At 67.5% G+C, this 12,921-nt stretch carries 10 protein-coding genes; 8 read left to right on the top strand and 2 right to left on the bottom strand.

From position 1 onward, the window contains the following. The first annotated feature begins 142 nt into the window (after nucleotides 1-142). Nucleotides 143-3,025 carry an excinuclease ABC subunit UvrA gene (gene uvrA, locus GBRO_RS14170; RefSeq protein ID WP_012834580.1) on the top strand — a complete coding sequence of 961 codons (2,883 nt, stop codon included), beginning with the start codon at nucleotides 143-145 and terminating at the stop codon, nucleotides 3,023-3,025. Between the two features lie 40 nt (nucleotides 3,026-3,065). On the opposite strand, the gene GBRO_RS14165 is transcribed toward uvrA, so the two are convergent. After that, entirely contained in the window at nucleotides 3,066-3,413 is a 348-nt protein-coding gene (locus GBRO_RS14165; RefSeq protein ID WP_012834579.1) for a hypothetical protein, read from the bottom strand. Between the two features lie 60 nt (nucleotides 3,414-3,473). Next, a complete protein-coding gene (locus GBRO_RS14160) occupies nucleotides 3,474-3,911 on the bottom strand; it encodes a DUF1844 domain-containing protein (protein WP_012834578.1) in 438 nt (145 codons plus the stop codon). Nucleotides 3,912-4,218: 307 nt separating this feature from the next. On the opposite strand from GBRO_RS14160, the gene infC reads away from it, so the two are divergent. The 7 genes from infC (at nucleotide 4,219) to pheT (ending at nucleotide 12,857) form a co-directional block, all read left to right on the top strand. Further along, nucleotides 4,219-4,806, top strand: a complete 588-nt coding sequence (gene infC / locus GBRO_RS14155; RefSeq protein WP_083775597.1) for a translation initiation factor IF-3 — start codon at nucleotides 4,219-4,221, stop codon at nucleotides 4,804-4,806. A gap of 133 nt (nucleotides 4,807-4,939) precedes the next feature. Beyond that, nucleotides 4,940-5,134, top strand: a complete 195-nt coding sequence (rpmI, locus tag GBRO_RS14150; RefSeq protein ID WP_012834577.1) for a 50S ribosomal protein L35 — start codon at nucleotides 4,940-4,942, stop codon at nucleotides 5,132-5,134. 66 nt (nucleotides 5,135-5,200) lie between these two features. Next, the gene (rplT, locus tag GBRO_RS14145) at nucleotides 5,201-5,581 is read left to right on the top strand and encodes a 50S ribosomal protein L20 (RefSeq protein ID WP_007237032.1); all 381 of its coding nucleotides are present in this window, start codon (nucleotides 5,201-5,203) and stop codon (nucleotides 5,579-5,581) included. 49 nt (nucleotides 5,582-5,630) lie between these two features. Beyond that, nucleotides 5,631-6,440: a TrmH family RNA methyltransferase gene (locus GBRO_RS14140; RefSeq protein ID WP_012834576.1), complete on the top strand. Its 810-nt coding sequence runs from the start codon at nucleotides 5,631-5,633 to the stop codon at nucleotides 6,438-6,440. A gap of 90 nt (nucleotides 6,441-6,530) precedes the next feature. Beyond that, nucleotides 6,531-9,089 carry a Tex family protein gene (locus GBRO_RS14135; protein WP_041919900.1) on the top strand — a complete coding sequence of 853 codons (2,559 nt, stop codon included), beginning with the start codon at nucleotides 6,531-6,533 and terminating at the stop codon, nucleotides 9,087-9,089. A gap of 189 nt (nucleotides 9,090-9,278) precedes the next feature. Further along, nucleotides 9,279-10,331: a phenylalanine--tRNA ligase subunit alpha gene (pheS, locus tag GBRO_RS14130; protein ID WP_012834574.1), complete on the top strand. Its 1,053-nt coding sequence runs from the start codon at nucleotides 9,279-9,281 to the stop codon at nucleotides 10,329-10,331. A 51-nt stretch (nucleotides 10,332-10,382) separates the two neighbouring features. Beyond that, entirely contained in the window at nucleotides 10,383-12,857 is a 2,475-nt protein-coding gene (pheT, locus tag GBRO_RS14125) for a phenylalanine--tRNA ligase subunit beta (RefSeq protein WP_012834573.1), read from the top strand. Nucleotides 12,858-12,921 lie beyond the last annotated feature (64 nt).

Below are 12,921 nucleotides of genomic sequence, written 5' to 3'. Positions count from 1 at the left end.
CACGGATGTGTCGGTGCCCGTCGATAGTGTGTTGCGCAGGCCCGCGTCTAGACCCGAATGCGCCGGTCACAGCCGCCGACACGGCCCGCCGACGACCAGCCCTCGGGGCGTCGGCCCCCGAGTAGAGAATGTTAGGACAGCAGTGGTTGATCGTCTGATCGTCCGTGGTGCACGCGAGCACAATCTTCGTGGTATCGATGTGGATCTGCCCCGGGACAGCCTCATCGTGTTCACCGGGCTCTCCGGCTCGGGGAAGTCGTCGCTCGCCTTCGACACGATCTTCGCCGAGGGACAGCGTCGCTACGTCGAGTCGCTGTCGGCTTATGCCCGCCAGTTCCTCGGGCAGATGGACAAGCCGGATGTGGACTTCATCGAGGGTCTTTCGCCCGCGGTGTCGATCGACCAGAAGTCGACCAACCGCAATCCTCGCTCGACGGTCGGCACCATCACCGAGGTCTACGACTATCTGCGCCTGCTCTATGCGCGCGCCGGCCGCGCTCACTGCCCGGTGTGTGGCGAGCTGATCGCCAAGCAGACTCCGCAGCAGATCGTCGACCAGATCCTGGACATGGACCAGGGCACCCGGTTCCAGGTACTGGCGCCCGTCGTGCGCACTCGGAAGGGCGAGTTCGTCGACCTGTTCGCCGAACTGCAGACCCAGGGGTTCGCCCGCGCCCGGATCGACGGGGTCATCTACCAGCTCAGTGATCCACCGAAGCTCAAGAAGCAGGAGAAGCACGACATCGAGGTCGTCGTCGACCGCCTCGTGGTCAAGGCCTCCGCGAAGCAGCGCATGACCGATTCGGTGGAGACCGCGCTGCGACTGGCCGACGGCATCCTGGTCCTCGATTTCGTCGACCTCGACGAGGACGACCCAGATCGCGAACGCCGGTTCTCCGAGCGGATGGCCTGTCCCAACGGGCATCCGATCGCCATCGACGACCTCGAACCGCGCTCGTTCTCGTTCAACTCCCCGTACGGCGCCTGCCCCGAATGTGACGGCCTGGGTGTGCGCAAGGAGGTCGACGAGGATCTCGTGGTGCCCGACCCGGAGCTGTCACTCGCCGACGGTGCGATCGCGCCCTGGTCGGGTGGTCACAACGCCGACTACTTCCTGCGACTGATATCGGGTCTTGCCGACCAGATGGGTTTCGACGTCAACACCCCGTGGCGCAAGCTACCGGTCAAGGCCCGTCGCGCGCTCCTCAACGGCAGCGATCACCAGGTGCACGTCAAGTTCCGAAACCGGTACGGCCGCACCAGGTCCTACTACACCGAGTTCGAAGGTGTGATGGCCTTCCTGAGCCGCCGGATGGATCAGACCGAGTCCGAGCAGATGAAGGAGCGCTACGAGGGCTACATGCGCGACGTGCCGTGTCCGGCCTGCGACGGTGCCCGCCTGCGCCCGGAGATCCTCGCGGTCACCCTCGATCACCCGACCTACGGCGCCTATTCCATTGCCGAGGTGTGTGCCCTGTCGGTCGCCGAATGCGCCGACTACCTGAATGGTCTCGAACTCGACGAACGGCAGGCGGCGATCGCCGGCCGCGTCCTCAAAGAGGTCCAGGCCCGCATCCGGTTCCTGCTCGACGTCGGACTCGAATACCTGTCCCTGTCGCGTGCGGCGGGCTCCCTGTCTGGCGGCGAGGCCCAGCGCATCCGGCTCGCGACGCAGATCGGGTCCGGTTTGGCCGGTGTCCTCTACGTCCTCGACGAGCCGTCGATCGGGCTGCATCAGCGCGACAACCGCCGTCTCATCGATACGCTGACGCGACTTCGGGACCTGGGCAACACCCTGATCGTCGTCGAGCACGACGAGGACACCATCAGGTCGGCGGACTGGATCGTCGACATCGGCCCGCGCGCGGGTGAACACGGTGGCGAGGTGGTTCACAGCGGCAGCTACAAGGACCTGCTGAAGAACCGTCGCTCACTGACGGGCGCATATCTGTCCGGGCGTGACGTGCTCCCGGTGCCCGCGATCCGCCGCCCGATCTCGCGTAAGAAGCAGTTGACCGTCGTGGGTGCGCGGGAACACAACCTGCGCGGCATCGACGTCGAGTTCCCGCTCGGCGTGCTCACCGCGGTCACCGGGGTATCCGGTTCTGGCAAGTCGACGCTGGTCAATGACATCCTGGCGACGGTGCTGGCGAACAAACTCAACGGTGCCCGTCAGGTGCCGGGGCGGCACACCCGGGTGAAGGGTCTCGATCATCTCGACAAACTGGTGCAGGTGGACCAGTCGCCGATCGGGCGGACCCCACGATCGAACCCGGCAACCTACACCGGTGTCTTCGACAAAATCCGCACCCTGTTCGCCGCGACCACCGAGGCCAAGGTCCGGGGCTATCAGCCCGGCCGGTTCTCCTTCAACGTCAAGGGCGGTCGATGCGAGGCATGCGCGGGTGAGGGCACCATCAAGATCGAGATGAACTTTCTGCCTGATGTGTACGTGCCGTGCGAGGTCTGTCACGGCGCGCGCTACAACCGGGAGACCCTGGAGGTGCACTACAAGGGCAAGACCATCTCCGAGGTGCTCGACATGCCGATCGAGGAGGCAGCCGAGTTCTTCGAGCCGGTCACCTCGATCCACCGGTACCTCAAGACACTCGTCGACGTCGGACTCGGGTACGTCCGCCTCGGACAGCCCGCGCCGACGCTGTCCGGCGGCGAGGCCCAGCGTGTGAAACTGTCGGCCGAACTCCAGAAGCGATCCACCGGCCGCACCGTGTACATCCTCGACGAGCCGACCACCGGCCTGCACTTCGAGGACATCAAGAAGTTGCTCGACGTGATCAACGGTCTGGTCGACAAGGGCAACACGGTGATCGTCATCGAGCACAACCTCGACGTCATCAAGACCGCCGACTGGATCATTGACATGGGTCCCGAAGGCGGCAGCGGTGGCGGCATGGTGGTCGCCGAGGGCACCCCGGAGGACATCGCCGTCGAACCCGACAGTCACACCGGAAAATTCCTCGCGGAGATCCTCGACGTCGATGAGGCGGTGGCCTCAGCCGGCTGAGGTGGACGACGAGCCCTCCGACTCACCGCGTGCCGGGGCCTCAGGAACCCATCGACTTGCGGATCTCCTCGAGTCGCTTCTTGGCCGCCTCGTCGCGCTTGCGCATCATCTCGTCGACCTGTTGGCCTTCGTGGGATTCCTCGGCGAGTTCCTGTGAACCGATCGCGGTGCTGATTCGGTTCTCGATCTTGTCCCGCACGAAGTCGAAGGTCGGGACACCGGCGTCGGTGTAGTTCGGATCGGGGATCGGTGGCAGATATCCGCCGCCGGTTCCGGCCGGAGTGGTCGAGGTGGCCTGGCCGGGCACCGGCTCACCGTCGACGAGGGTGCCCTCGATGACCGCGGGCTCCTCCGTGGGCCCGACGCCGTTCGGATCGTCTGTGCTCATGGGTCCAGCCTACGGTCACCGTCGCCGACTGCACCCGATTCAGCTGGGCGTCGAATCAGCTCAGCGGCGGTCGCGCACGGGGCCGGTGTACTTCTCACCGGGGCCCTCGCCGGGTTCGTCCGGGTAGGCGCTCGCGTCGCGGAAGGCGAGTTGCAGTGCCTTGAGGCCGTCGACGATCGGTTTGCGATGCAGCCCGAGATCGCCTTCGGCTGCCTTTACCAGGCCGGCGAGTGCGTTGATCAATGACCGCGCCTCCGGCATGTCCTGGAACTGGGCGTCGCCACCGGCCTCCGGTCCCACCTTTTCCGCAGCGGCGCTCATCAGCATGATCGCGGCGCGGGTGATGACCTCGATGGCGGGAATGGTCGCGAGCTCGCGAACGTTGTCCCCGTCGGCTGCCGGGATCGTCGATCCGTCAGCGCCGAGATCCCCACCTGCGTCATCGGCAGGACCCTCACCAGCGGGCTTGTCCGACGACGAATAGGAGTTCTCGGTCATGGCTGATAGACTCCCATAGCACGACCGCCCCGGTTCTGCCCGGGGTCGCAAGTGGAGTTCCGCTCCCACCGTCACGACGCGACTTGTCGCAGTTGTACGGTCCGGTTCACGCCGACGGTCGCAGCGTATCGCCACGGGCGCTACCTGCTGCGTAGTCGGTGGTCGACGTCAGTCGACGAATCGGTCGGTAACGGAGCCCTGCGCATTGATCTGATCACCGCGGGGCTCTTGTGCTGAGAGTGGTGTTCCATCTGCACCCGAACACTATCGCGGCGGCCTTCACAAGAAACCTGATCAAGGAGGCCCCATCAGCACTGAGACCCGCATCAACGATCGCATCCGCGTACCGGAGGTCCGACTCGTCGGACCGAACGGTGAGCAGGTGGGCATCGTGCGTGTTGAAAATGCACTTCGCCTGGCCGAAGAAGCCGATCTGGACCTGGTCGAGGTCGCGCCCGACGCGCGCCCGCCGGTGTGCAAGATCATGGACTACGGCAAGTTCAAGTACGAAGCGGCCCAGAAGCAGCGCGAATCGCGCCGCAACCAGCAGATGACCGTCATCAAGGAGCAGAAGCTCCGGCCCAAGATCGACGACCACGACTACGAGACCAAAAAAGGTCACGTGATCCGGTTCCTCGAAGCGGGTTCCAAGGTGAAGGTCACCATCATGTTCCGCGGCCGCGAGCAGTCCCGTCCCGAACTCGGCTACCGCCTGTTGCAGCGACTCGGCAACGATGTCGCCGACTACGGATTCGTCGAGACCTCGGCCAAGCAGGACGGCCGAAACATGACCATGGTCCTCGCCCCGCACAAGGGCGCGAAGACCCGCGCGAAAGCTCAGGAGAGCCGGGATCGTTCGGGAGGCCGACAGGCCGCCTCGACCGACCAGGGCTGACGCCCGAGCCGACCAGCCTCCGGCCGGATCGCCACGACCACTCGTCGTGGACCACCGGCCGACCGACACGCGAAGCCCAGCACCGGACCCCCGACCGGCCCGGTGCTGAGATTCGCCCGAATGAAGGAAAGACATGCCCAAGAGCAAGACCCACAAGGGAACCGCCAAGCGGTTCAAGGTCACCGGCAGCGGCAAGATCGTGCGCCAGAAGGCCAACCGTCGCCACCTGCTGGAGCACAAGTCGTCGCGCCGCACCCGTCGTCTCGACGGCACCACCGTCGTGAGCGAGAACGACGCCCCGCGCATCAAGCGACTGCTCAACCGCTGATCACCAGCCCGTGGTGCGTACGCCGATGAGCGCACCGGGGCACACCGACGACTGAAGGACTGACACATGGCACGCGTGAAAAGGGCTGTCAACGCCCAGAAGAAGCGTCGTTCGACGCTGGAGGCATCCAAGGGCTACCGCGGACAGCGTTCGCGGCTGTACCGCAAGGCCAAGGAGCAGCAGCTCCACTCGATGACCTACGCCTACCGGGACCGCCGCGCCCGCAAGGGCGAGTTCCGCAAGCTGTGGATCGCGCGCATCAACGCCGCGGCCCGTGCCAACGACATCACGTACAACCGCTTCATCCAGGGCCTCAAGGCCGCGGGTGTCGAGGTGGACCGTAAGGTCCTCGCCGACATCGCCGTGACCGACCCGGAGGCCTTCACCGGTCTGGTCGAGGTCGCGCGCAAGGCGCTGCCGACCGACGTCAACGCACCGGCTGCTTGATCGAGCACACCCGCCGACCCGCGAGCGGACGCGCGGCAGGACTTCTGTGATGGAGGTCTTGTCCGAGCGTTCCTCGCGGGTCGTGTCGTATGCCAAGCTGCATCGTGCCGCAGCTCGACGTGAGCAGGGTCGCTTCCTCGTCGAGGGTGTCAACGCGGTGCAGGCCGCCCTCCGATCGGGGCACGCGCAGATCATGCTGGTACCCGACGACGATCAGGACCGCCATGCATCGCTCATCGCCGAGGCGCGCGACGCGGGCGTCGACGTGGTGGCGATTCGGCCGCAGGCCGCGGTGAAACTGGCCGAGACATCGACGCCGACCGGCATCTTCGCCGTCTGCGGGCTGCTCGACGACTCGCTCGACCGGGTTCTGGCCGCCGCACCCCGCCTACTCGCCGTCGGCGTCGAGCCACGCGAGCCCGGCAACGCCGGAACACTGATCCGATGTGCCGACGCGATGGGCGCCGATGCCGTCGTCCTGCTCGGCGACGCCGTGGACCCGCACAACGGGAAATGTGTCCGGTCCAGCGCGGGCAGTATTTTCCATCTCCCGATCGTGCGCGAACGATCGGTTTCCGACGCGCTCTCGGCAATTGCGGCCGCCGGCGTCTGCGTGCTGGCCACGGCCGCCGACGGCGAGCTGATCCTCGACGACATCAGCGACGACGCGGATGGGCTGTTGACACGGCCGACCGCTTGGCTGTTCGGCAACGAGGCGCACGGTCTGCCTGTGGATGTGCAGGCGATGGCCGATCATCGTGTCGCCGTTCCCATTCGCGGCCGGGCCGAGAGTCTCAATGTCGCGGCGACCGCCGCGATCTGTCTGTACGCGAGTGCACGCCGGCAAACCCGGGACTGACTGTCCGCAGCGGTCCGTAGTGGTCGGCGCTGTGCATGAGGTGTGTCTGTGTGGACGCACCGTCGGACCGACCCGGTAGGGTCGCGTCTCGTGTCTGATCCTCGCTCCCACTCCGCAGAATCCGCACCGGAATCGGCATCGTCGACCGCCGTCGAAACCGGCGGCGCGTCGACCGTCGTGACCCAGCCCTCGCCCGACGAGGTGAACGCGCGCATCTCCTCGACCATCGCCACCGAACTCGGCGTCGGCGTCGGTCAGGTGCGTGCGGCGGTGGGCCTCCTCGACGGCGGGGCGACCGTCCCGTTCGTCGCCCGCTACCGCAAGGAAGCGACCGGCGGCCTCGACGACGTCGCGCTGCGCACCCTCGACGAGCGTCTCGAGTATCTGCGGGAACTCGAACAGCGTCGAGCATCGGTCCGTGAATCCATTGCCGCGCAAGGCAAACTCGATCCCGAACTCGATGCCCGGATCGTCGCGGCCGACACCAAGGCGCGCCTCGAGGACATCTACCTGCCGTTCAAACCCAAACGCCGGACCAAGGCGCAGATCGCCCGGGAGGCGGGCCACCAGCCGGTGGCCGATGCGTTGCTGGCCGACGCGACCACCGACCCGGCCGCGTACACGCCGGAGCAACTCGAAGGTGCGCGCGCGATCATCGTCGAGACGATCGCCGAGGACGCCGATCTCGTCGGGGAGTTGCGGGAGTCGATGTGGGAACGTGGCGTGCTGCGTACCGCCGTTCGTGAGGGCAAACACACCGCGGGCGCCAAGTTCGCCGACTACTTCGACTTCGCCGAACCCTTCACCTCGCTGCCGTCGCACCGGGTCCTCGCGGTGTTGCGTGGCGAGCGTGAGGACGTGCTCTCGGTGACGCTCGACGCCGACCCGGACGCCGACACCGATGCGGCGGGGAGGCCCGTCGGACCGACCGTGTACGAACAGCGCATCGCAGCGCGGTTCGGGATCGCCGATCAGGGCCGCGCGGCCGACCGCTGGCTGCTCGACACCGTGCGCTGGGCGTGGCGGACCAAACTCTTCGTCGGGCTCTCGCTGGACATCCGGATGCGGCTTCGGCAGTCGGCGGAAGCCGACGCGGTGGGCGTTTTCGCAGCCAACCTGCGCGATCTGCTGCTCGCCGCACCGGCCGGTGCGCGCACCACGATGGGCCTCGATCCGGGCCTGCGGACCGGGGTGAAGGTGGCTGTGGTGAATGCGACCGGCAAGGTGGTGGAGACCGCGACGATCTACCCGCACGAGCCGCGACGGGACCGATCCGGCGCGCTCGCGGTCCTCGGCGCGCTCGTCGCCCGGCACAACGTGGAACTCATCGCGATCGGCAACGGGACCGCGTCCCGCGAGACCGACGCCCTCGCCGACGAACTCGTGTCGGCGATCAAGGCGTCGGGCGCCACACCGCCGGTCAGTGTCGTGGTGTCCGAAGCCGGCGCGTCGGTGTACTCGGCGTCGGCATATGCGTCCAAGGAACTTCCCGATCTCGATGTTTCGCTGCGCGGCGCGGTGTCGATCGCGCGGCGTCTGCAGGATCCGCTCGCCGAACTGGTCAAGATCGACCCGAAGTCGATCGGCGTCGGCCAGTATCAGCACGACATCTCCGAGACCCTGCTGGCCCGGTCGCTCGGCGCGGTCGTCGAAGATGCCGTCAACGCGGTGGGCGTGGATGTGAACACCGCATCCGTGCCGCTGCTCTCGCGGGTCTCCGGCATCACCGCAGGTCTCGCCGAATCCCTGGTGGCCCATCGGGACGCACACGGTGCGTTCCGTCGCCGCAAGGATCTAACGAACGTTCCGCGGTTGGGCCCCAAGGCTTTCGAGCAGTGCGCGGGCTTCCTGCGCATCCCCGACGGCGACGATCCCCTCGACGCCTCGAGTGTGCATCCGGAGTCCTATCCGGTGATCGCGCGCATCGTCGAGAAGGTGGGCACCGACGTGCGGACCCTGATCGGTGATTCCGCGACACTCAAGCGACTGCGGCCCGACGACTTCGTCGATGACACTGTCGGCCGGCCCACGGTGATCGACATCATTGCCGAACTCGACAAACCGGGGCGCGACCCGCGGCCGGAATTCAAGACGGCCACCTTCGCCGCCGGCATCGAGAAGGTGTCCGACCTGCGGCCCGGGATGATCCTCGAGGGACAGGTCACCAATGTCGCCGCCTTCGGCGCCTTCGTCGACGTCGGCGTCCACCAGGACGGACTCGTGCACGTGTCGGCGATGGCCAACCGGTTCGTCTCGGACCCGCGTGAGGTGGTCAAGTCCGGCGACATCGTGACCGTGAAGGTGATGGAGGTCGACGTCGAGCGCAAGCGGATCGGCCTCTCGTTGCGCCTCGACGACGAGCCCGGGGCACCCTCGACGGGCGGTCGGTCCGGTCGGCGTGAGGAGCGCGGCGGCGGTCCGCGCACCGACGACCGGCGTCGCACCGATGGCCGGGGCGGCGCCCCGCGCACCGACGGCGCCACCAGCAAGTCGGGCAACAAGGCGTCGGGCCACAACACCTCAGGTAAGAACGCCACGGGTAAAAAGGGCGCCGGCGGCAAGAACGGTGATCGCCGTCGCGGTGAGAACCGCCCCGCGCCCGGCGGTGCGATGGCAGATGCACTCAAGCGTGCCGGCTACGGCCGCTGACCCGACCCGTCGTCGATCGTGCACGGAATCCGTTGACCGTGCGCTCAGATCCGTTGACCGGGTAGCGCGACGTGCACGGTCAACGCTTTCGGACGCACGGTCAACGGGTCCAAGGCGGTCGACTACTCTCGATTGGGGTCATCGCAGCAGGTGACCGTCCTGTACGCGTAGTTGAGGAGCACTCCGACCGTGGCATCTTCCGCCGACCAACCGGTGTTTCCGGATCAGCAGGAGCTCGAGGCCGCCGCCACCGCGGCAATCGCGGCGTTCACCGCGGCCGCCGATCTGGAGGCGCTGGCACAGGCCAAGACGGCGCATCTCGGTGATCGGTCGCCCATCGCGCTGGCCCGCCGGGCGCTCGGGTCGCTGCCCAAGGAAGAACGCTCCGCCGGCGGCAAACTCGTCAACGAGGTGCGCGGCCGGGTATCCGCGGCCTTCGACGAGCGCACCGCGGTCCTGCACGCCGAACGCGACGCCGCGGTGCTCGTGGCCGAAGCGGTGGATGTCACGCTGCCCAGTGGCCGGCGCCGCGTCGGAGCCCGGCACCCGATCACGGTGATCGCCGAGCAGGTCGCCGACGTCTTCGTCGGGATGGGCTGGGAGATCGCCGAAGGGCCCGAGGTCGAGACCGAACATCACAACTTCGATGCGCTGAACTTCCTGCCCGACCATCCGGCGCGTTCGATGCAGGACACGTTCTACGTCGCACCCCAGGGTTCGCGGCAGGTGCTTCGGACCCACACCTCGCCGGTGCAGGTGCGGTCGATGTTGAGCCGGGACGTGCCGATCTACGTGGCCTGCCCAGGGCGCACCTTCCGCACCGACGAGCTCGACGCCACGCACACACCGGTGTTCCACCAGATCGAGGGACTGGCCGTGGACAAGGGCCTCACGCTGGCGAATCTGCGCGGAACCCTGGAGGTGTTCGCGCGGGCACTGTTCGGGCCCGAGACGACGACGCGGATGCGCGCGAGCTACTTTCCGTTCACCGAACCGTCCGCCGAGGTGGACGTGTGGTTCCCCGCCAAGAAGGGCGGGCCGGGCTGGGTGGAATGGGGCGGCTGCGGCATGGTCAACCCGAATGTGTTGCGGGCCAGTGGAATCGACCCCGATGTCTACTCCGGCTTTGCCTTCGGGATGGGGCTGGAGCGCACCCTGCAGTTCCGCAATGACATCAACGACATGCGCGACATGGTGGAAGGCGACATCCGGTTCACCCTGCCGTTCGGGCCCGCAGCCTGACCCGACCGCGCAACCGACGATCCGCGAGAGACCAGAAGGAAACGATTCACAGTGCGCGCACCACAGTCCTGGTACACCGAGGTCCTACGCCAGGGTGACCCGGCCTGGTCGGCGACGGCGGCCGAGGTCGACGAGGGGTTCGTCCGCGTCGGCTTCGAGATCGAGGACATCGAGCCGTTCCCGCAGATCACCGGCCCGCTCGTCATCGGCCGGGTGGCGTCCATCGAGGAACTCCCCGAGTTCAAGAAGCCGATTCGGTTCTGCACCGTCGAGGTGGGGGAGGCGGAACCGCGCGGAATCGTCTGTGGCGCACGCAACTTCGCCGAAGGTGACCTGATCGTCGCGGCTCTGCCGGGCACGGTGCTGCCGGGCCCGTTCGAGATCGCGTCCCGCAAGACCTACGGTCGCATCTCCGACGGCATGATCTGTTCGGTGTCCGAACTCGGCATCGGCACCGATCACAGCGGCATCCTGGTCCTCGCACCCGCAACCGCAGAGCCGGGAGCAGACGCGCGCGAGGTCCTCGGCCTCGACGACACCGCCATCGATGTCAACGTCACCCCCGACCGGGGCTACGCCTTCTCCGTCCGCGGACTCGGGCGAGAACTCGCCGGCAGCTTCGGCGTGCCGTTCGTCGACCCGGCACAAGCCGAGGAGGCGCTGGCCACCGCCGAGGGCGAGCCCTGGCCGGTGGCCATCGACGACGAGTCACAGGCCACCCGGTACACCGCACGACTCATCACCGGCGTCGACGCGACCGCGGTCTCACCGTGGTGGATGCAGAAACGACTGTTGGTCGCCGGCGTCCGACCGATCTCGGCCATCGTCGACGTGACGAACTACGTGATGCTCGAACTCGGCCAGCCCCTGCACGCCTTCGACGCCGACCGCGTGTCCGGCACGGTGACCGTGCGGCCCGCCCGGGCCGGGGAAAAGTTGACGACCCTCGACGGAACCGATCGGGTCCTTGACCCCGAAGACGTCGTCATCGCCGACGAGACCGGCCCGATCGCGCTGGCCGGTGTGATGGGTGGCGCGGCCACCGAGGTCGGCGACGAGACCACCCGGGTCCTGCTCGAGGCGGCGACCTTCGATCCGGTGCGTGTCTTCCGGACCGGCAAACGACACAAGCTGACCTCCGAGGCGAGCAAGCGATTCGAGCGCAGCGTGGATCCGGCGATCACCGCAGCCGCCTCCGACCGTGCCGCAGCACTGATCGTCGAGATCGCCGGCGGTCAGATCGCCTCCCCGCTGTCGGAGGCGCAGGTCACGGTGCCCGCCATCCCCGACATCACCATCGCCGCCGACGAACCGGACCGGACCGCGGGCATCAGTTACCCGCCCGGGACCACCGCGGCCCGGCTCACCGAGGTCGGCTGTGTGGTGACCGGGACCGACCCGCTGCTGGTGTCGCCCCCGACATGGCGTCCCGACCTGCGGCAACGCGCCGATCTGGTGGAGGAGGTGCTCCGTCTCGAAGGGCTCGAGCGCATTCCGGCGGTGGTGCCGCATGCACCGGCCGGGACCGGTCTCACCGCCGGGCAGCGGCGTCGTCGGAGCCTGGGCCGCAGCCTCGCATTGAACGGCTACGTCGAGGTGTTGCCGTACCCGTTCATGCCGGCGAATGTCTTCGACACCTGGGATCTTCCCGCCGACGACGACCGTCGTCGCACCGTGGGAGTCCTCAACCCACTCGAGGCCGACCGTCCCGATCTGAACACGACCCTGCTCCCTGGGCTCCTGGAGATGGCCGCGCGCAACATCGCTCGCGGACAACGTGATCTGGGTCTGTACACGATCGGGCAGGTGGTGTTGGCGACCGACACCATGACCCCCGTCGGTCCCATCGACGTCAACCGGCGTCCCACCGACGACGAAATCGCAGCCCTGGATGCGTCCCTGCCCGACCAGCCGCTGCATGTTGCTGTGGTGCTCACCGGTCTGCGTGATCCCGCCGGTCCGTGGGGACCCGGCCGCGCGGCCGACTACCTCGACGCCTTCGAGGCGGCACGCACCATCGGCCGGGCCGCCGGGGTGAGCATCGACCTGAGTGCCGACGACCACAAGCCATGGCATCCGGGCCGGTGCGCGCGACTGACCGTCGACGGTGTCACGGTCGGATATGCAGGTGAACTGCATCCGACCGTGCTGGAGCGTCTCGGCCTCCCGCCACGTGTGTGTGCCGTCGAGGTCGACGTCGACGCGCTGCCGCTGACCACGGTGCTGCCCGCGCCGACGGTCTCGGCGTTCCCGGCAGTACTGCAGGACGTCGCTGTCGTCGTCGCCGACGACGTGCCCGCCGCCGAGGTCGGGGAGGCGCTGCGTGCCGGTGCCGGTGACCTGCTCGAATCGATCGAGTTGTTCGACGTCTTCACCGGCGATCAGGTGGGCGCGGGGAACAAGTCCCTGACCTTTGCCCTGCGGTTCCGGGCCGGTGACCGCACACTCACCGAGGATGAGGCCAACGCCGCCAAGCTCTCGGCCGTCGACGAGGCCGGCCGGAGAGTGGGCGCCCGCCTGCGTTGATCGTGCGGCGGATTTCATCCGCCGTGCACGCTCGCCCGGTCAATGGAATCTGACGCACGATCAA

Origin of the sequence: Gordonia bronchialis DSM 43247, from assembly GCF_000024785.1 — a bacterium.
Lineage (GTDB): Bacteria > Actinomycetota > Actinomycetes > Mycobacteriales > Mycobacteriaceae > Gordonia > Gordonia bronchialis.
Note: the sequence above shows the minus strand (reverse complement) of the source record. Positions and strands in the feature narration are given on the sequence as shown.